Origin of the sequence: Mesorhizobium sp. C089B (genome assembly GCF_030323125.1) — a bacterium.
GTDB lineage: Bacteria > Pseudomonadota > Alphaproteobacteria > Rhizobiales > Rhizobiaceae > Mesorhizobium.
In genome coordinates, this window is the sequence record NZ_CP100469.1 from 6,280,927 (window position 1) to 6,300,384 (window position 19,458).

At 61.9% G+C, this 19,458-nt stretch carries 20 protein-coding genes; 15 read left to right on the forward strand and 5 right to left on the reverse strand.

The window, feature by feature from the left end; all coding sequences use genetic code 11:
- Nucleotide 1 precedes the first annotated feature (1 nt).
- The 5 genes from NLY44_RS30660 to NLY44_RS30680 all read left to right on the forward strand — a co-directional run bounded on the left by NLY44_RS30660 (nucleotide 2) and on the right by NLY44_RS30680 (nucleotide 4,968).
- Nucleotides 2-961 (forward strand): carbohydrate ABC transporter permease, encoded by a 960-nt coding sequence (locus tag NLY44_RS30660; RefSeq protein WP_023804468.1) that lies wholly within the window; start codon nucleotides 2-4, stop codon nucleotides 959-961.
- On the forward strand, nucleotides 958-1,818 hold the full coding sequence (locus NLY44_RS30665) for a carbohydrate ABC transporter permease (RefSeq protein WP_023710091.1): 861 nt from the start codon (nucleotides 958-960) through the stop codon (nucleotides 1,816-1,818). The genes NLY44_RS30660 and NLY44_RS30665 overlap by 4 nt, the downstream gene beginning before the upstream one ends.
- Nucleotides 1,819-1,952: 134 nt before the next feature.
- Entirely contained in the window at nucleotides 1,953-2,693 is a 741-nt protein-coding gene (locus tag NLY44_RS30670; protein ID WP_286456254.1) for a sugar phosphate isomerase/epimerase family protein, read from the forward strand.
- Nucleotides 2,690-3,553 (forward strand): PfkB family carbohydrate kinase, encoded by an 864-nt coding sequence (locus NLY44_RS30675; protein WP_023804466.1) that lies wholly within the window; start codon nucleotides 2,690-2,692, stop codon nucleotides 3,551-3,553. Before NLY44_RS30670 ends, NLY44_RS30675 begins: the two co-directional genes overlap by 4 nt.
- Nucleotides 3,550-4,968, forward strand: a complete 1,419-nt coding sequence (locus NLY44_RS30680; RefSeq protein WP_023804465.1) for an NAD(P)/FAD-dependent oxidoreductase — start codon at nucleotides 3,550-3,552, stop codon at nucleotides 4,966-4,968. The genes NLY44_RS30675 and NLY44_RS30680 overlap by 4 nt, the downstream gene beginning before the upstream one ends.
- Nucleotides 4,969-5,145: 177 nt before the next feature.
- Here the strand turns inward: NLY44_RS30680 and NLY44_RS30685 are convergent, their stop codons facing one another.
- Complete coding sequence (locus NLY44_RS30685; RefSeq protein ID WP_023804464.1) at nucleotides 5,146-6,240, reverse strand: LacI family DNA-binding transcriptional regulator; 1,095 nt, start codon at nucleotides 6,238-6,240, stop codon at nucleotides 5,146-5,148.
- 212 nt (nucleotides 6,241-6,452) lie between these two features.
- Between NLY44_RS30685 and NLY44_RS30690 the strand changes: the two genes are divergently transcribed.
- The 8 genes from NLY44_RS30690 to NLY44_RS30725 all read left to right on the forward strand — a co-directional run bounded on the left by NLY44_RS30690 (nucleotide 6,453) and on the right by NLY44_RS30725 (nucleotide 14,251).
- A complete protein-coding gene (locus NLY44_RS30690; RefSeq protein WP_023804463.1) occupies nucleotides 6,453-7,295 on the forward strand; it encodes an ABC transporter substrate-binding protein in 843 nt (280 codons plus the stop codon).
- A gap of 93 nt (nucleotides 7,296-7,388) precedes the next feature.
- Entirely contained in the window at nucleotides 7,389-8,930 is a 1,542-nt protein-coding gene (locus NLY44_RS30695) for an amino acid ABC transporter permease/ATP-binding protein (protein WP_023695154.1), read from the forward strand.
- Between the two features lie 60 nt (nucleotides 8,931-8,990).
- Nucleotides 8,991-10,118, forward strand: coding sequence for an NAD(P)/FAD-dependent oxidoreductase (locus tag NLY44_RS30700; RefSeq protein WP_023695155.1), 1,128 nt, complete (start codon nucleotides 8,991-8,993; stop codon nucleotides 10,116-10,118).
- 180 nt (nucleotides 10,119-10,298) lie between these two features.
- Nucleotides 10,299-10,514 (forward strand): hypothetical protein, encoded by a 216-nt coding sequence (locus NLY44_RS30705; protein ID WP_023686879.1) that lies wholly within the window; start codon nucleotides 10,299-10,301, stop codon nucleotides 10,512-10,514.
- Nucleotides 10,515-10,527: 13 nt separating this feature from the next.
- Nucleotides 10,528-10,773, forward strand: a complete 246-nt coding sequence (locus NLY44_RS30710) for a hypothetical protein (protein ID WP_023686880.1) — start codon at nucleotides 10,528-10,530, stop codon at nucleotides 10,771-10,773.
- Between the two features lie 481 nt (nucleotides 10,774-11,254).
- On the forward strand, nucleotides 11,255-11,416 hold the full coding sequence (locus NLY44_RS30715) for a hypothetical protein (RefSeq protein ID WP_156940963.1): 162 nt from the start codon (nucleotides 11,255-11,257) through the stop codon (nucleotides 11,414-11,416).
- A gap of 10 nt (nucleotides 11,417-11,426) precedes the next feature.
- On the forward strand, nucleotides 11,427-13,193 hold the full coding sequence (locus tag NLY44_RS30720; protein ID WP_023695158.1) for a thiamine pyrophosphate-dependent enzyme: 1,767 nt from the start codon (nucleotides 11,427-11,429) through the stop codon (nucleotides 13,191-13,193).
- 188 nt (nucleotides 13,194-13,381) lie between these two features.
- Entirely contained in the window at nucleotides 13,382-14,251 is an 870-nt protein-coding gene (locus NLY44_RS30725) for an SDR family oxidoreductase (RefSeq protein WP_023692305.1), read from the forward strand.
- Nucleotides 14,252-14,557: 306 nt separating this feature from the next.
- Here the strand turns inward: NLY44_RS30725 and NLY44_RS30730 are convergent, their stop codons facing one another.
- A complete protein-coding gene (locus NLY44_RS30730) occupies nucleotides 14,558-15,070 on the reverse strand; it encodes an OmpA family protein (protein ID WP_023667764.1) in 513 nt (170 codons plus the stop codon).
- 10 nt (nucleotides 15,071-15,080) lie between these two features.
- Entirely contained in the window at nucleotides 15,081-15,740 is a 660-nt protein-coding gene (locus tag NLY44_RS30735) for a L,D-transpeptidase (RefSeq protein ID WP_023682764.1), read from the reverse strand.
- A gap of 1,010 nt (nucleotides 15,741-16,750) precedes the next feature.
- Here NLY44_RS30735 and NLY44_RS30740 point away from each other — a divergent pair.
- Nucleotides 16,751-16,915 (forward strand): hypothetical protein, encoded by a 165-nt coding sequence (locus tag NLY44_RS30740; RefSeq protein ID WP_023667766.1) that lies wholly within the window; start codon nucleotides 16,751-16,753, stop codon nucleotides 16,913-16,915.
- A gap of 199 nt (nucleotides 16,916-17,114) precedes the next feature.
- On the opposite strand, the gene NLY44_RS30745 is transcribed toward NLY44_RS30740, so the two are convergent.
- Nucleotides 17,115-17,726 (reverse strand): EF-hand domain-containing protein, encoded by a 612-nt coding sequence (locus NLY44_RS30745; protein WP_245263685.1) that lies wholly within the window; start codon nucleotides 17,724-17,726, stop codon nucleotides 17,115-17,117.
- 400 nt (nucleotides 17,727-18,126) lie between these two features.
- Here NLY44_RS30745 and NLY44_RS30750 point away from each other — a divergent pair, with 400 nt between their 5' ends.
- Entirely contained in the window at nucleotides 18,127-18,594 is a 468-nt protein-coding gene (locus NLY44_RS30750) for a hypothetical protein (protein WP_023667769.1), read from the forward strand.
- A gap of 282 nt (nucleotides 18,595-18,876) precedes the next feature.
- On the opposite strand, the gene NLY44_RS30755 is transcribed toward NLY44_RS30750, so the two are convergent.
- Nucleotides 18,877-19,134, reverse strand: a complete 258-nt coding sequence (locus NLY44_RS30755; RefSeq protein WP_245260390.1) for a hypothetical protein — start codon at nucleotides 19,132-19,134, stop codon at nucleotides 18,877-18,879.
- Nucleotides 19,135-19,458 lie beyond the last annotated feature (324 nt).

Sequence of the window (19,458 nt, forward strand, 5' to 3'; positions counted from 1 at the left end):
CATGGCAAGGGCCTCGGACACAGTGGACAGCGGCGCCGACATCGGCGTCGCCAGGCCGCAACGGCCAAAGAGCCGGCGGGCCTGCTTCGCCAACCTGTTGTCGTTGCGATGGGCGGCGATCGCGCTCATCCTCATCGGCTGGTTCGTCTATTATCCGATCGTCGACAATTTCATCGTCAGCACCACCGACCAGGACATCTACACCGGCGAGGTCACCAATGTCGGCCTCGCCAACTACGACCGGCTGCTGCATGACCCGGTCGTGCTGCTGGCGCTGTGGAACAACTGCCTCTACGCTCTCATCTCCGTCATCTTCCAGGTCTTCGGCGCGTTCCTGCTGGCGGCCATTATCGAGGACCTGAAAAGCGAAAGCTGGCGCCGGCTGTGGCGCGCCGTCTATTTCGTGCCGTCGGCAATCTCGATCACGGTGACCGGCCTGCTGTTTTATTTCATCTACCAGCCGCAGATCGGCTTGCTGGATGCCGCGCTCAGCCGTGTTGGACTGAGCCAGCTCGTCATGCCTTGGCTCGGCAATGAGCACACCGCCATCTATGCCATCATCGCCATGAGCCAATGGCAGGGTTTTGGCTATTCGACGCTGCTGTTCGCCATTGCCATCCAGAAGATCCCGCGCGACCTCTACGATGCCGCAACGATCGACGGCGCGGGTCCGCTTCGCCGCCTGTGGAGCATCACCTTTCCGCTCACCCGGGAAATGACGGGGTTGATGATCATCATCACCATCACGGGCGCGTTCCAGGTGTTCAACGAGGTTATGGTGATGACCGCAGGCGGGCCCAACAACAGCAGCCAGGTGCTGGGCACGTGGCTCTACCAGAAGGCCTTCATCGAGGACAATTTCGGCTATGGCGCGGCGATCGCCGCCGTCATCTTCATGTTGACCATGCTCACAGGTGCGGCACAGCTCTGGTACACCAAGCGCCGCCGGGTGCAGCTATGAGTGCGATGGTCGCAGCCGGTCGCAGCCGGAACGTGAATGTGTGGTCGGTCATCGCCAGGACATTGCTCTATTCGTTCCTGGTCTGCCTTGGTGTCGTCGTCATCTATCCGCTGATCTGGATGGCGCTGAGCGGCTTCAAGGACAATGCGCAGATCTTCGGCGATCCCTTCGCCCTGCCCACCCATTGGTCGTGGAACAATTACATGCAGGCATGGAACCAGGGCGTGCGTGGCTACGTGACAGTCTCGGTGCTGGTGACCGTCGCTTCGGCCATATGCACCGTCCTGATCAGCGCCTGGACGGCCTTCGGCCTGACCCGCACCAAGATGTCGGCAAAGCCGCTGGTTATTGCCATCGTTCTGGGCGGCTTGATGCTGAGCCCCACCGTGGCGATCATTCCACTGGTGAAGATGTTGCAGGCGCTCGGTCTCTACAACACCTACTGGGCGCTGATCATTCTCTACACGGCGTTCCGTGTGCCGTTCACCACCTTCCTCATCCGCGCCTACATGCTGGATCTGCCTGAAGACATCGACGAGGCGGCGACGATGGATGGCGCCAGCGAGGGTCAGATCTTCTGGCGCATCACCTTGCCGCTGTGCCGGCCGATCATCATTTCCTGCGTCATCCTGCACGTCCTGTTCGCCTGGAACGAATATCTCTTCGCCATGATCTTCACGAGCGGCTCGGATGTGCAGACGCTGCCGGTCGGACTGACGTCGATCATGGCAACGCACGGGACCAACTATGCCGTGGTGTTCGCGGCCATGACGATCTCGGCGCTGCCTATCGTGATCGTGTTCTTTGCCGCGCAACGCTACTTCATCCGTGGCTTGGCCGAAGGCATCGGCAAATAACAATTCCCGAAAGGAGCCTTCATGCCGCAACTCGCTGCTCATCAGCTGATCGGAGCCAATTTCAGCTTCCAGCACTTCCCTTTGGATGAGGTCGCCAGGACGATCCGAGGCTTTGGCCTGCGCGAGATCGAGCTGTGGGGATTGCCCAGCATCTGGACCTGTTCCACGCCACGGACGCGCGTGTCGAATCCGTTCGCCGGGTACTCGCCGACAACGAGCTGTCGGCTTGGTGCTTTACGCCTGAGCAGGTGTTGTATCCAATCAACATTGCCTCCGGCGACGCCGCACTGCGCCAGGACAGCATCGAGCGGTTTTGCCGTGCAGCCGAAATCTGCGCGGCGCTTGGCGCCCGCTATCTCTTCCTGACGCCCGGCCGGGGCTACGAGAGCCAATCCCGGCAACCGGCGTGGGACCGCGCGGTCGACGCGATCGGCGAGATCGCCCGGCATGCCGCCGCAAACGGGGTGCGCTGCCTGCTCGAGCCGTTGCAGCGGTTCGAGAGCAACATCGTCAATGATGCGGCAGGCCTGCGCCAAATGCTGGATGAGGTGGGCGCCGGCAACGTCGATGTCGTGCTCGACACTGTCGCCATGGCCACGGCCGGCGACACCGTGGCCGGCTATATCGACCTGTTCGGCTCGCGGCTGGCGCATGTCCATCTGGTCGACGGCACGCCAGGCGGGCATCTGGTGTGGGGGGAGGGCACGCTGCCGCTTGGCCACTACGTCAGCGAGCTCGCGCGCCTCGGCTATGCCGGAAAATTCACCTTCGAGCCGTTCGGCAACGGCTCCTACGCGCTCGATCCGGTAAAAGCCTGGACACGCTGCCTTGGCGCCATCGCGCCATACCTCAATCGCGCAACGGTGCCGGCATGATGTCGAAGGAGCTTACCGCGGTCGGGGACAATTGCCTTGATGCCTATTTGACCAACAACTTGATGACGGTGGGCGGCAACGCCTTGAATGTCGCGGTGCAATGGCGGCGCAACGGCTGGGCCGCGCGCTATTTCGGCGCCGTCGGGAACGATCCCGAAGGCGACGTGGTGCTTGCCGAGCTGGCAGGTGCCGGCCTATCCCCCGACGACGTCGAACGGCGTCCCGGCGATACGGCCGTCACCTTGCTGCGCGATGAATCCGGCGACCGGAAGTTCCTGCACGAATCCTTCGGTGTGGGCGAAAACTTCATGCCGGTGCCCGCGCATTATGCGGTCATCGCCGCGGCCGACTGGGTGCATCTCGGCACCAACGCCAACAAGCACCTTGTTCAACGATTGGTGGCGGACCATGTGCCGTTCAGCATCGATCTATCGACCGCCCATATGGCGCTGCCGCTCGACGGTGTCCCGCTTTTGTTTGCGTCCGGACCGGACGATGTCGATGTTCCCATCGAGCCATCGCTGGGCGCGCTCAGGGCGGCCGGCGCAAGGCAGGTGGTTTTGACCTGTGGTCGACGCGGCTCCTACTTCGACGATGGCACGAATGTCGTGCATGCGCCGGCGACGCTTGTCGATGTCGTGGATACGTGTGGCGCCGGCGACAGTTTTATTGCCACCTTCCTCGCCGGCTTCCATTTCGGCGGCCTTGGCGCCCTGGAGGCATTGCACAGGGCGTCGATCGCGGCGGCACAGACCTGCACCCATCTCGGCGGGTTTCCCCAGAGACCGCGTCCGATACCCGATTGGCTGCGAGCCAAATATGCCAGCTTCATTGTCGATGCGCAGGGAGCCCAAGCGTGAGTACACTTCGTTTGCGACAGCCTGCGGTCGCGCTTGCATCTGACCGGTCGTTTTGGCTGCAGGACATTACCGCCGCCCCTGCGACCGAGCCATTGCGAGGCGACGAGCGCGCCGACGTGGTGATCGTCGGTGGCGGCTATACCGGTCTGTGGACGGCGCTGCGGATCCTTGAACTGGCGCCGCAAACGCGGGTGGTCATCCTTGAAGCCGATCTGTGCGGATCGGGGGCCTCGGGGCGCAACGGCGGTCAGGTCCATTCATGGTTCGCCGAAATCGACCAGATCAGTGCGGTCGTCGGTCTCGAGGAAGCGCGCCTGCTGTGCGCCGACACGGTGGCATCGATCGCGGAGCTGAAGGCGCTGCAGCAAAACGGCACCATAGACATGGACCTGAGGCTGGACGGATGGTTGTGGACAGCAAGCTCCATTGCGCAGGAAGGCGCTTGGGAGACCGCCGTGGCCTTGACGGCGGCTGTTGGAGAAAACCGTTTCAGCCCGCTGACAGCCGAGGACATTCAACGCCGCACCGGTTCATCGGCCTCCTATGTCGGCGTGGTCGAGACCACTGCCGGCACGGTCCATCCCGCCAAACTTGCCATCGGATTGCGCAAGTTGGCACTGGCACGCGGCGTCATCATCCATGAGCGCAGCCCGGTCCTCGCCATCGAACCCGGCATGACATGCACGGTGCGCACGGCGCATGGCGCGGTACGGGCTGACAAAATCGTGCTTGCCGCCAACGCCTGGCTTTCCGCGCTGCCGGAACTGCGGCGGCATCTTTATGTGGTCGGCAGCGAGGTGATTGCCACTGCCGCCGTTCCCGAACTGCTCGACAGCATCGGCTGGCGCGACGGTGCCTCGATCTGCGATTCCCAGGCCCAGGTGCTCTACTATCAGCGCACCATCGGGGGCAGGGTGGTCTTCGGTCGTGGCAGCGGCAACGTCGCCTTCAGTGGAAATTTCGGCGCCAGCTTCAACCGCAGCGCGGAGCACGGCCGCGACAATATGCGAGAGCTGCATCGGGTCTACCCGTCGCTGCGCGGTGTGGCGATCGAATATGACTGGTCGGGGCCGATCGACTGCGTGCCTGAACACGTTCCTGTCTTCGACCACCTGCGCGATTATCCCAATATCTTCTACGGCATGGGATTCAACGGCACCGGCATCGCGCAGACGCCGATAGCCGGACGCATTCTGGCGAGCCTGGTGCTCGAGCGAAAGGATCGCTGGAGCGAAAGCGGTCTGGTCGGCATCGAGCGGCGCATGTCGCTGCCGCCCGAGCCTTTGCGTTATCTCGGCGCCAGGCTTGTCCGCGCCGCGGTGCGCCGCAAGAACGAGGCCGAGATCCGCAACCGCAAGGCCGGCAGGATCAGCAGTCTTCTGGCGGCCCTGAAGCCAGGCAGGCGCAAGAAGTAGCCGGGCATCTGGCTCATCGTCATGCTCTTCAAACCATGAGCCGGCACGTGCCGTCCCGATGACGGTGGACGCGGCATTGCGATCAGGGTGCTTGCTGGGTTGATCGACGTACATTCTTAAAGCGGAGTGCGTCGACCTTGTTCTAACGTATTCATGTGGGCCGTACCGCCGTCAGGCCTATGCTTGGCGCACTTGCGGCTTTCCATCCGAGGGCGGGCCAACGGATCCGCGTGCAATGATGGCGGTCGGCAAAACGAGCCTTTCCGCCGGGCGGGAATCTCCCTTCAATCGCCGGATGAGCAATTCCGCGACGCTCTTGCCAAGCGCGTAGACGGGCTGGTCGATAACGGTGATGGGCGGCGTGGTGACGCTCGTCCAGTCCGCATCATGGAAAGTGATGAGCGAAATGTCGTCGGGAACCCGCAGGCCGCGCTCGCGGGTCACCTTGAAGATCTCCAGCGCAATGACGCTGTCGGAGGCGAGGATCGCCGTCGGCCGATCCGGCGCCAACAGCATCTCGCCGGCAACCCTGCGCGTTTCGGTGGGGCTTGTCGCGCCAAGGCGAACAAAGCGTTCTGGCCGATCAAGTCCGGCCTCTCGGCACACGGTGAGGAAACCGTCGATGCGCTCACGGACCGACGAGGTGTAGATCTGCCCGAGATCGCGGTACTCGTGCCCTTCGGCGTCGACCGCGGTCACATAGGCGATGTTGCGGTGGCCGGCATCGGCTAGAAAGCGGGTCGCCAGCATGGCGATGCCGCGATCGTCGGTCGTGACCGTATCGACATCCAGATCTGCCAGCGCCCTATCCAGCAGGGCAAGCGGTCGGCCCGAGCGGTGGATATCGCGCAGGTGCGCGATGTCGCGCGATTCCGACGGCGTGACGATCAGCCCGTCGACGCGTTTGCCGATGAGCAGTTTCACGGCCGCCTTTTCCGCCTCGATCTTCTCGCCGGAATTGGCCAGGATGACGTTGAACCCGGCTGCCTTTGCCGCGTCGCTGATGCCGCGTACCGCGAGGCTGAAGAACGGGTTCTCGATGTCGCCGACAACCACGCCGATGATGCCGGAGCGGCCGGTCGTCATGCTGCGGGCGAGCTCGTTCGCACGATAGTCCAAGGCCTTGGCCGCGGCCATGACTTCCGCGCGGATCATGTCGCTGACGACGCCGTATCCGCCGAGCACGCGCGCGGCTGTCGCTTTCGAAACATTGGCCGCGCGGGCGACGTCGCTGACCGTTATCGACGGGGTCTTGGGGGCGGTTCTTTTCATCGGATGACGACTACAAGAGTTGTTGACGGGAGGTCAACGTGGCGATAACGATTAACAAAGAGACCGGTCTCACGCAATATGAGACCGGTCTCTTTAAGGGAGTGGAGCCGAGAGGCGTGACGGACCGTGATTTCGGCAAGGGCATGTCGGCGCGCCAGATGGCGGCTCGACGGAAATACCAAGAAGAACAGACCTTCAGAGTGGAGAAAGACATGAGCAGGAAAGAAATTCTCAAGTCGTTGATGTGCCCGGTCAGAACCGGCGCAATGGCTCTTATGGCGATGTGCGTCGGCGCCGGGCTGGTTTCAGGAGCGGCCGCCGCGGATGACAATCCCTATGGCCTCATTGATGCGAAGGTCATCAGCGTCGGAACCATGGGCGATGCCAAACCCTACGCTTTCACCCAGGCCGATGGGTCGTTCACCGGCTTCGACATCGAATTGTTCCGCAACGTCGCGAGCCGCCTTGGCTTCAAGCCCGACCAGGTGATCTTCACCGGCCAGGAATTCTCGGCGCTGATGCCTTCGGTTGCAAACGAGCGTTTCGATGTCGCGGTCGCGGCAATCGGCACGACGGAAGCACGCAAGAAGACCGTCGACTTTTCCGACGGGTATATCGCAGGCTATCTGTCCGTGCTTACCGCCGACAAGGCGATCACGTCGGCGGACGAGCTCAAGGGCAAACGTCTCGGCGTCGTACAAGGCACGCTCCAGGAAATCTACGCAGCGAAGAATTTTGTCGGAACCGATCTCGTCAAATTCCCCGACAACAACTCCGCCGTTTCGGCGCTTAACAACGGAACCGTGGATGCCCACTTCCTCGATTACGAGGCTGCCAAGGACTATGGCGTTCGCTATCCGAACCTGAAGATCGCGGTCAATATTCCTTCCTTTGACGCGCCGGCCGGCTTCGTCCTGCGCAAGGGCAACGACAAGCTCCGCAATGCGCTGAACACCGCCCTTCATGCGGCCATGCAGGACGGCACCTGGAAAACGCTTTATGAAAAGTGGTTCCCCGGCTCGCCGATGCCCGACCAGTATCTTCCCAAGAAGTAGACCGTACCCGGCCGCTGGCTCTCATGCCGGCGGCCGGATTACGCCGCCGTCCTTGATGCGGACGATGTGAATAGCGCAACCGAAAGGGGGCGAATGAACTGGCTCGAAAACCTGCGGCGCAGTTTCCTCGACTGGCAGGCCATGGCGGACGTGCTGCCCAGCATGATCACCATCGGATTGAAGAACACGTTGATCCTCGCCGCCGCGTCGACGGTGCTGGGTGTCATCCTCGGCATGATCCTGGCGGTCATGGGCATCTCGCAATCGCGCTGGCTGCGCATTCCGGCGCGGGTCTACACGGATATATTCCGTGGGCTGCCGGCGATCGTCACCATCCTGCTGATAGGCCAGGGCTTTGCCCGCATCGGCCGTGAAATCTTCGGCCCTTCGCCCTTCCCGCTCGGCATTCTTGCGCTGAGCCTGATCGCCGGCGCCTATATCGGCGAAATCTTCCGCTCGGGCATCCAGAGCGTCGAGCGCGGGCAGATGGAGGCCTGCAGGGCGCTCAGCATGAGCTACGGCCAAGGCATGCGCCTGATCGTGATCCCGCAAGGCATCCGCCGCGTCTTGCCGGCCCTCGTCAACCAGTTCATCGGCAACGTCAAGGATTCAAGCCTTGTCTACTTCCTCGGTCTGCTCGCCTCGGAGCGCGAGATCTTCCGTGTCGGTCAGGACCAGGCAGTGGTCACCGGAAACCTCTCGCCATTGCTTCTGGCCGGCGTGTTCTATCTCGTCATCACCGTGCCGTTGACCCATGTGGTCAACTACATCGACAACTCGCTGCGGGTCGGAAAGCAAAAGGCCGGCCTCGTCATCAGCGGCCTGGCCGAAGTGAGCGAACTGGAGGGCGCCACCGGCAGTGCACTTTCGGAGGCCGGCTCTGATGCCCGCTCAGCGCTGCCCCGCTTCAAGGGCGGCAGTCTCGCCATTACCGATCTCGACATGGCCTATGGCGACCTCGATGTTCTCAAAGGCGTCAGCCTGGCAGTCAAGCCTGGCACGGTCACATGCGTGATCGGCCCATCAGGTTCGGGCAAGTCGACCCTGCTGCGCTGCCTCAACCGCCTGGTCGAGCCCAAGGGCGGTGAGGTGTTGCTCGATGGTGCGAGCATCCTGGCGATGAAGCCTGAAAAACTGCGCCGGCGTGTCGGCATGGTTTTCCAGCAGTTCAATCTGTTTCCCGACCACACCGCGCTCGAAAACGTCATGCTGTCGCTGACCAAGGTAAAGGGGCTCCCTGTACAGGAAGCTGAGCGCATCGCCGAGGCGCGCCTTGCCGACGTCGGGCTTGCGACCCGCAAACACCATCGTCCAGGGAGCCTTTCCGGTGGCCAGCAGCAGCGTGTGGCAATCGCTCGTGCATTGGCGATGGACCCGGAGGTCATCTTGTTCGATGAGGTAACGAGCGCACTCGATCCAGAACTGGTGAAGGGTGTGCTCAACCTCATGGCGGATCTCGGCCGGCGCGGCATGACAATGGTCGTGGTGACGCATGAAATGGGCTTCGCCCGCAAGGTCGCCGATCAGGTCGTCTTCATGGATGAAGGCCGCATCATCGAGGCCGGCACGCCTGCCGCGATTTTCGATACGCCGAAAAGCCCGCGTCTGAAGCACTTCCTTGCCGAAGTGCTTTGATCACGCATGAGCCCTTCAAGACGGCCGCCCAAACCAACCTCCACCAGTGAAAGATATCTCATGGCTGCATCACATCAGGTTTCCAAGGTCGTTGTTGTCGGCGGCGGCATTTTTGGCGTCTCCTCGGCCGTTCATCTTGCAAGGCTCGGCATCGAGACCGTGCTGGTCAATGATGGACCGCTCGCCAAGGGAGCTTCCGGCCGCTCGCTCGCCTGGATCAATTCGGCGCGCAGGCGCTCGGCTGAGTATCATCGCCTGCGCATGATCGGTATCGACCGCTACCGCAGTTTGTCGGCGCGATGCCCGGATGCCGCCTGGCTGCGTTTCGACGGTGGCCTGACGTGGGATGCGGACGATGCCTCAAACGAGATCGCCGATGTCTTCGCTCACGAAAAACGTCTCGGCTATGATGCGCAGCATCTGTCCGCGGACGCCATAAGGTTGGTCACGCCGGGTGTCTGCGCAAGCGCTGTCACGCCTCAAGGCGCGATCTTCAACGCGGGCGAGGGCTGGGTCGACCTGCCGTCGCTGATCGAAATATTGATCGCGGAATTCGTGGAGCGGGGCGGCCAGGTGGTCACCGAGGCCGGAAGCGCTACCGTCACCGTCGCCAACGGCCGGGCCACCGGCGTCACCACCACCAGCGGGATCAGCTTCGCCGCCAACGCGGTGCTTCTGGCGACCGGTGCGGATGTGCCGCGAATGGTCGCCGTGGCCGGTCAGCGTATTGCCGATGGGACACCAATCGCGCTGCTGGTCAGGACCAAGCCAGTCGACTTGCCTCTACGCGCCGTGCTCAACACGCCGCGCGTCGCCATCCGGCCGACGCCTGATGGCGCCCTCGCGCTCGATTCTGCCTGGTCGGAAGAAGAGGTGGTAGTCAATCCGGACGGGACTTATCGCGTAAAAGCATCGACCATCCAGGGGCTTCTCGACGAAGCGTCGAATGTTCTCGACGGTCATCCGAAATTGGAATTGGAGAGCTACGGTGTCGGGCCCAAGCCAATCCCCGGAGACGGCGAGCCGGTCTTCGGCCAGTTGCGGGAGATCGAGGGGTATTACGTCGCCTTCAGCCACAGCGGCGCAACACTTGGCTTGATTGCCGGCGAACTGCTTGCAACCGAGATCGCCACCGGAACAGAGCACCCACTCCTTGCAAGCTTTCGACCGTCTCGATTTTCACTTTAGCCCGCCAATTCGCCTCGGAATGGGATGTAATGTGGCATGCCTGGAGTTTCGCTAGCCGAGACGGCGGCCGCCTGGCCGCTTACGCGCACCGAACCTGACACCGGAACATTTTCTCCACGTTGAAGTTGGACAGCGCCAGGACCGTCTTTCGTCCAAGCTCAACCAGCGCTGAGAAATTCCATGACCAACCAACACCCCAAGACTAAACAGCCCACGGACAAGGATCTGCGAGACAACCCGGGAATCGGCACCTCGAAGGGCGCGGTCAAGGGCGGCGATATGCTCGACGAGAGCGATGCTCTCGATGGGGACAATACGTTCGAAGGCGATGTCGAGAACGACGTCACGCCTCAGGGCGGCATCAACCCTGACCAGACCGGACGCACGAACAAGTAGGAGGCACCTTGCCATGGCCGGCCGGAAGACCCACGAGCAGCAGCTGCGCATCATCGAAAAGCGCGAGAACTCCAGCAATGCCGGCGACGATTTCAATGCCGAGGATGAGCTGAAGAGATCCAAGCAGGAGCGCGAGGCGCGGCAAGACGGCGCCAATCTACGCGACGAGGGCGTGGAATTGACCGACAAGGACGATCGCCAGATGATCCGCGGCGAAAACCAGGAGAGCGAGCACCACAAGCGCAGGCAGGACGACTAAGCCTGCCGTCTTTTTAAAGCTATCGAGGAGCCATGCCAGACTACCGGCACGCCAGGCACCGCATGGTCGAAGCGCACATCGCCCGCCGCGGTGTGCGCGACGAACGAGTCCTTTCGCCACTGAGGCGGAATCCCGCGCGGGAAATTCGTCGACGAGGGGTGCGAGGAGTTCGCCTATGGGGACGGTGCGGGCGGCGTTGCGCTCTGGCTATAGGGACCTGCGAAGACGCGACCTGAACATCGGCCAGCTCTGCCGCGAGCGCTTTTGGCGATCAGGCAGCCTCGGCCACTACGTGCAATCCTCGGCCTCGCAGCAGTTCGATGCCTTCGTCTGGTTCGATCGCACCTCGCCTGTTCAGCCGCTAACTGCCGAACACGCCTCATCGAGGGTAATACCTGACACGTTTCCCTTGGGCACCTGAGTAGGCGGCATTGCCTTCGGGCACGGAACATCTCACCGACTTTCTGGTTAGGCAGGCCGGATGAAGGGAGCTTTGCGCATGGCCACTAATTTGGAAGACGGCAAGACCGCTCAATCTTCCGACCAGTTGCATGGCGGCAATCGCGGCGGCAACAAAGACGAGCGTAAGACTGACAAGACCGCGAACAAGAGCAGCCAGGCGGCGGGATCCGCATCGCGGTAAGGACTGAGACATGCCGACCGCCGCGGACATCCTCATCGAGACGCTGATCGACTGGAACGTCGATATCATCTTTGGCCTGCCGGGCGACGGCATCAATGGCATCATGGAGGCGCTGCGCGGGCGGCAGGACCGCATCCGCTTCATTCAGGTGCGGCACGAGGAATCCGCGGCGTTCATGGCGTGCGCCTACTCAAAATGGACAGGCAAGCTCGGTGTCTGCCTCGCAACTTCCGGCCCTGGCGGCACACACCTCCTGACGGGACTCTACGATGCCAAGCTCGACCAAGCGCCGGTGCTCGCCATTACCGGCATGCAGTTCCACGACCTTATCGAGACCTTCACCCAGCAGGATGTCGACTTGACGCGCGTCTTCAGCGATGTCGCCGTCTTCAACGCGCAGGTCTCCGACGCGGCGCATATGGAAAGCCTGGCCGGTCTCGCCTGCAGGTCGGCGCTGGCACGTCGCGGCGTTGCGCATCTGTCGATCGCCAGCGATGTGCAGGAGCACACGCTCGACCAAGCCAAGCGCTCGAAGCGCAACAAACCGTCGCATACGCCGGATCGTTGGTTCGAAGGAAGCAGGCTTCCCGACGAAGAACAACTTGCGAAAGCCGCCGAGATCCTGAACGGGGCGACAAAGGTCGCGATCCTCGCCGGTCGGGGCGCGCTTGGTGCCAGGCACGAGTTGGAAGAGACGGCGGAGCTGCTTGGTGCCCCCGTCGCAAAGGCCTTGCTCGGTAAGGCTGCCTTGCCCGACGATCACCCGCTGACGACCGGCGGCATCGGGATTCTCGGCACGCTGCCGTCGCAGGAAATCATGGAGGAATGTGACGCGCTGCTCGTCGTCGGCTCGACCTTTCCCTACATCGAATACTACCCGAAGCCGGGACAGGCGCGCGGGGTGCAGATCGAGCGCGACCCGCAGCGCATCGGCCTGCGCTATCCCATTGAGGCCGGCCTTGCCGGCGATGCCGCCGTGACGCTGCGACTGCTGAACAAGCGCCTGAAGCGCAAGGATGATCGCAGCTTCCTCGAGAAGGCGCAGGCGGGCATGCGACGCTGGCGCGAGATGATGGCGCAGTCGGAGCAAAAGGCCGCCACTTCGCTCAAGCCCCAGGTGGTCACACGCGCATTTGGGAAACGATTGCCCGATGATGCGATCCTGGTTGCCGATTCCGGCCAGAACACCGAGATGGCGGCCCGCCATATCGAGCTGCGTGACGGGCAGGCCTTCGGCGTCTCGGGCGCGCTGGCCTCGATGGCATGCGGACTGCCCTATGCGATCGCCGCGGGCCTGGCCTTTCCCGGCCGGCCGGTCTTCGCGGTCGTCGGCGACGGCGGTCTCGCGATGCAACTCGGCGAGTTCTCGACGGCAGTTCGGTACCGGGTCCCACTCAAGGTGCTCGTGCTCAAGAACGGCATGCTCAATCAGATCGCCTGGGAGCAGATGATGTTCCTCGGCAACCCGCAATTCGCCTGCGAACTCCAGCCCATCGACTTCGCCATGGCCGCCGAAGCCATGGGCGGCATTGGTTACAGCGTCTCTCGCGCCGAGGAGGTGGAAGGTGTTCTCGACGCTGCCCTGGCTGCTGAGGGTCCGGTGGTCATCGAGGCCGTGGTCGACCCGTACGAACCGATGATGCCACCGAAGATGCCACCGGATTATGCGAAAAATTTCCGCAAGGCGCTACCGGACACTCCCGGACGCGCGGAAATCGAGGCGAATGTGGCGCAAGAGCCGCTGAGGTCGATGATTACCGCCGGCGAGAAAGACTGACGACACGCAAGAAGGAGCACGAGTTGAACAAGACCGACAGCGGCACCGCAAATCGCAGTTCGCCGGACCTCATGGGCGGCGACCAAGCGTGCAAGGCCGAGGAATGGGGCGGTGGCTCGAAAGCCGCCAAGGGACCGATCACGGAACCGGATCGACACAACCGCAACTCCAGCCAAAAAGGAGCTGACATGCAGGATGCCCAGCAGAAATATCCTCGGCCGCCGCTTCCCGAACAGCAGCAGGACATGCCCGGCTACACCGACGAGATGGATCCACGGCCCGACCACGGAGAGGAGAGCTATCGCGGCAGCGGTAAGCTGATGGATCGCGTCGCGCTGATCACCGGCGCGGACTCGGGCATCGGCCGGGCGGTGGCTATCGCGTTTGCACGCGAAGGCGCCGACGTCATGATCTCCTATCTTGAAGAGGACGAAGATGCGCAGGAGACGGCGCGCTTGGTCGAGGAAGCGGGGCGCAAGGCGGTGCTCGCACGCGGCGACATCTCGGACGAAATCTTCGCGCGGTCGCTTGTGCAGCGAGCTATCGATGAATGCGGGCGCCTGGACATCCTCGTCAACAATGCAGCCCACCAGGCGTCGTTCGAGAAGCTGGAGGACATCAGCGCGGAGGAATGGGATCTCACCTTTCGCACCAATGTCTATGCGATGTTCTATCTGTCCCAGGAAGCAGTGAAGCACATGGAACCCGGCTCGACCATCATCAACACATCCTCAATCAACGCGACCAGTCCCTCGCCGGCACTGCTTGCCTACGCCACTACCAAAGGAGCGATCGCCAACTTCACCGCCGGACTTGCAGGACTGGTAGCTGAACGCGGCATTCGGGTAAACGCGGTCGCTCCCGGGCCGATTTGGACGCCGCTGATCCCGTCGACAATGCCCTCTGAGAAGGTCAAGGAGTTCGGGAAGAACACACCGCTCAAGCGTCCCGGGCAACCGGCAGAGCTTGCAGCGACCTATGTGCTGCTTGCCTCGGAAGGATCGAGCTACACCACCGGCGCACTCTACGAGGTCACCGGTGGACGGCCGATGCTTTGAGCGAGCGTACCTGCCAGCTCCACGGCGCCCACTCCCGGTAGCACACCGACATGTGGCGAGGCTCATGCGCGATCAGGATCGCGGACAACCGCCACGTCCGCAAACTGGTCGAGGCGGATGCCGAAGCCTCCCACCAGACCCTGAACCGGAGGTTGGTAGACGGGAAGCTGATTTCACTCCGGGTTCAACCGGAGCGTCAGCTTTCGGGGAGGGGCAAACGCTGGGTGAATGTCCCCGATAGGCGCATTGCAGCCATGCCGCCGTCGCGTTGTGAGACTGATTTGGCGACCAGCAAAACAGCAGCCTCTACGACTCGTCCCTCTCATCGCGCAAATTAGACACAACGCGGCGGTTCTGCGACCTGCAGGCGGAGTCGGGGCAGTCGCGGACCAGCCTGTCCTTGCCGTAGCCCTTGGCCCACATGCGGTTCCGGTCTATGCCGCCGGCGGCGAGGTAGTCCATCACCGCATCGGCGCGCTGCTGTGACAGCGCCGTTTCGCTTGCGCCGGGATCGTCGGCGAAACCCTGCAGCTTGAGCAGCCAGCGCGGATGCTTTGTCAACCAGGCGATCTGGGTGTCGAGGGTGGCCTTGGCGACAGAATCGAGCGCGGCCGAACCTTTCGTGAAGTAGGTGCGGCGGCCGACATTGAGGATAAAATCCTCCTCGCTGCCCGGCTGCACGTTCTGGAAGCCGGCAATCTCGGCGTTGGTGACGTCGGGCGTCGACGGGGCCAGCGTGTTGCTGGTCGAGCAGGATGTGGCCACAACCAGCAGGCCGGCGGCGAGCAGCCGGCGCGTGTTTTCAATCATGCGGTTCATGATGCGCCAATCATTCGACAGTGGTGGAAGCGGGCGCCTGGTCGGCGATGTGCGGCAGGACCTCCACCGCGGTGCCGATCGGGCACCGCTGGTAGAGGTCGATGATGTCTTCGGGGAACATGCGGATGCAGCCGCTGGAAGCGTCGGTGCCGATGCTCCATGGCTCCAGCGTGCCATGCAGGCGGTAGCCGATGTCGGCGCCGTCGCGGTACAGATAGAGCGCGCGCGGCCCGAGCGGATTGTTGGACGCGCCGCCTGCGATCATGGGCGGCAGGTCCGGTTTGCGCTCACGCATTTCGGGGGGCGGGACCCATTGCGGCCACAGCGCGCGGCGATCGATCGTCGCGCGGCCGTACCATTTGAAGCCTTCCTTGCCGACGCCGACGCCGTAGCGGATGGCAGTCTTGTTTTCCATGATGAGGTAGAGGAAGTGGTGGCGGGTATCGACCACGACGGTGCCGACCGGCTCGCTGCTGAAATACTTGACGATCTGGCGATGCCATCTCTTGTCGATCTTGGCGAAGTTGGTCTTGCGATAGACGAAATCGTTATCGCTGGCGGTACCGGCGAAAAAGGATTTTGCCCCCGCGGCTTGAACAATATTGCTGGTTCCACCGACCGCGACCAGCGCCAGACCGCCGAGCACGACACCCCTGCGTGATAAAACCATCGGCAATCCCCCATGCCTTAAGCCTGGCGAACCATAGTTGAGAATGATTCCGGCTCAAAGTGGAAAATGCTGCAGTGGGTGGGCCGCAAGCGGTCTGTCCGCTTGACGGCAAAATAGCGGCTGCCCGCCGGCTCACGCCGGCGGGCTTTTTTGTGCGGACGGGAACATCCTCGCTCCAAGGGTGTTTTGTCACACCCGGCTCGTTCTTCATCGGTCGTGCCGGTGACCAAGATGTCCCCTCATTCATCATGGTCGGCCCGCGCAGCCTTGACCGCACGCGCGGGCCATCCCATCACAAGGCCCGCTGGCTCACGCTGGCGGGTTTTTCCGCGTCCATGCGCCGACACTCATCTTCGCATGCCTGTCACAACGAGCCAGGCGGATTCCAGTATCCGCACGCGGCGAGGAGGACTTGCGACATGCCTCGCTGCGGGATTTTCGCGATGAGTCTACCTGGCTCCCGCTGAACGCCATGGCCTGACCACCGGGCGCGTTGGACGACCTTCAAGTCGAAAAAGCCCGCGGCAATCGCACCTTAGGCGAAGAGGCTTTGCTTTGTTGATGCAGTTGTCATCGCATCAATCGTGGGTAGCAACGCGGTTGTTGCGTGTTGTTGGAGAGATGGGGTTTCCCGAAAAGAATGAACATGCGCAGACAAAAGAAGCGAGCAGGATGGCCGTGAGTACATCTGCCAAATATCTATTACCTCATATGCGCTCGCTCCTCGGAAGGCGATCCCGCCACCCTCTCGACAGTGAAGATGGCGGGATCTCAACCGGCGACAAGGGACTTCGATCGACGGTGGGTTTCCAATTCGGCGTCCGGCTGCGTGTTCCGCCGTTCGGGCTTCTTCCAACCGCAATCAGACGCAAGTCCTATCCCATAAGACTGATGGCCAAATTCGGAACATCCGCTGAAGCATTGCGTTCGGCAGCGTGAAACCCCAAGGCAAAGGATGACTAATCATGTCGAATTGCGAGACTGCAAAATCACATTCGTTAGGAAATCGCGTGGCTGATCTCACAGCCAAGATGCGTGAAGCGCAGATTGACGCGGGTGAAATGATGGCCTTCCACAAGGTTGCAACTATGTTGGAGGACAGCCAAGGACGTATCAATGGCGACGACTTGATCGCCGCATCCTTCGTTCTGCTGGAAGACCGAGCGCCCGAGTGACCTTGCGTTGGTCGGCTTCGATCGTTCCTCGATCAGCAATGCGAAGCCTTTTTTGTCACGGCTGGCGTCTCGCGGGACTGCGGGAATAGCTCAAGCCTAAAGGGTGCTGGCCGGGCGCCTAACAGCCAAGAGACACCGCTTCGGGATCGGCCGCCACGCGCCCGCTTTGTCCGAGGGAGGGCATTCCCTTTGAAGACAGCTACGGCGTGTCCTCGCTATCAGTGCCATGCATGCTGGAGCCATGCATGAAGGACTGGATCTCGTTCACATCGATCTTGCCATCACCATTCTCGTCAACGCTACTGAACATCCTGCCCACCGCGCGTTGAACCTCGTCCTCGGACACCGATCCGTCGCCATCGGTGTCCAACAGCCCGAACATCAGTCGCATGCCGGCACCGCGCATCATCTGATGATGCCAGCGTCCAGCCATTCTGTGTCCACGATCGCGGTCACCGTGGTTCTGCCAACGGTCGCCATCTTCATCGTGGCGGTCAGCATCCTCGTTGCGATCGCCTTGATAGTTGCGACTATCTTCCTCGCGGAAACCCTCTTCGGAACCGCGATCCTGCTGCAGTCGGTCACGGACAGCTTGCTCAACCATCTGGCGGATCATTTCGCGTGTTGGTCCATCCGCTTGTCCGGTCGCATCCGGCAACTGTCCGGCGGTCGGCGGTTCGGTTGCCGGAGCGGGTGCAGGTTTCGAGGGTGATGGTGTTCCGCTTGTCTGGGCGAGTGCGGGGGAGGTCAGGGCAATGAAAACGGCGGCCGCGGCCGTCGTGCTGTGTGGAAATCTCATGGCATGCTCCATCAGTGCTTTCGCTTGAAGGCCAAACTGGAGCTCGATGTGATTGTTCCCCGAAGGGATCAGGTCACGGCGAAGTTACTGAGGCATGCCCCCGTCTGAGGTAGATCAGGGTCTTCGCCAGGGAATAATTCGGCTCCTCTTCCCTAGGCACAAGAGGAACCGGCGCCCATTTTTGCGGGCAATGAACGTTGGACATTCGACCTCGCCAATTTTCTGCCAGTCGATCATACCGACGCACCAATTCCCTCTGCGTCCTCTCCTTTCGTGGGACGGAAGCCGTTTCGACCGCACGCCGTCAATCGCGAATCCCGCGTCCATATGCTGCGCGGCCATGATGCATATTTTTTATGTCACGGACCTCTGTCCGTCTGGACACCATGTTAGCCAGCGCTAAATCAGAGCAATGCGACGCCTCCTGCTGGGACTTACAGTTTTTCTCTTTTGGACCACGTTGCTTCAGGCCGAGGCGTGGCAGCCCTTCGGCGTCCGACAGCTTGGCTTTAGTTTCGATATTCCTCCGAATTTCGTCCTGACCCAGAATTCGGAGCAGGGCGCGGCTTTTCAGGGCCCAAGAGACGCGTTTCTGGTCGTTTGGGGCGCGCGACTGGGCAAAGCAAGTTTTCGCGCCGAGATCGAACATCGCATGATCGAGGACGAAAAGGCCGGTTGGCGACTGACCTATCGGCGCCTAGCCCCGAAATGGGCCAGCTACTCCGGGGTCAAGAATGGCGAGATTCGCTACGTCCGTGCAATTATGGTCTGCAACCAGCGTGCCGCGCTTTTCACAATGAATTATCGGAAATCCGAAAAGAAACCGTATGACCCTGTTGTTGTGCGCATGGTCCGGTCCCTGAGAGCGGAAGGATGTTAGCCAGCAAAGAGCGAGGTTGCCGTACTGTGCTTCCCTCGGCTAAGGGCCAGTGGTCAACCCGGCTCCCCAATAGCCTCGCCCAGTCACATGAAAGCAGGCACCGGCAGATATGCAGCCGAACGTTCTCACGCTGGCTCAGCCGCTCAAAGCCCATCACCGAAAAGCTGCTTAGTGCGGTCGCCAGCTAGAGCTACCACTGAGCCATTCCCGCTGCGGCTGGGTAGCGCCTCAGTTCCGTACGCGTTCATACCAAGAACGGGCGGGGCGAACGTCCTGATAGAGCTACGGCTGTAGAAGCGCGCCGCCAAACTGCGCCCACAAGCGCTCGCACTCTCTCGCCCTTAGGCTCGGGGTACCGGGCGCGCCATAGAAGACCATGGCGCCGCGAATGTCGTATCCAAGCACCGAGGCGTTGGCCACGAACTGGATGGCTCTTCCCAAGCTGGTGATGCCGATGTCGACCTCAGCTTTGTTGGTGAGGTCGACCACGCCTACTATTTCCGCATTGGCGCTCCTGCCCGCCAAAACGGCCGTCGACATCGCATCATGCACGGCAAGAAGCATTTCGGTGAGTTGCCCGGTGGAAGGGCTCTACAAACGCTTAAACGTCAGGTTTGTTCCCAACTGGCCCTGGCGGCTTTCCGACGACCAAGAATGCGACTGCGATTACGCGTATCAATAGAATCACTGCGAACAGGATTGCCATGATTTCCGCACTGTGTCGGATCACTCCGCGGCGAAGAAAACCCCGCAACATATCTCAGATAGCGGCGGGTGTTCGGCTGTAAGAACCAAACTGGGTCCCGCGGCCTCTCATGTGCGCGTAGGTGACATCGTCTGCTGGACCGAACGGTCAAGCCGAAG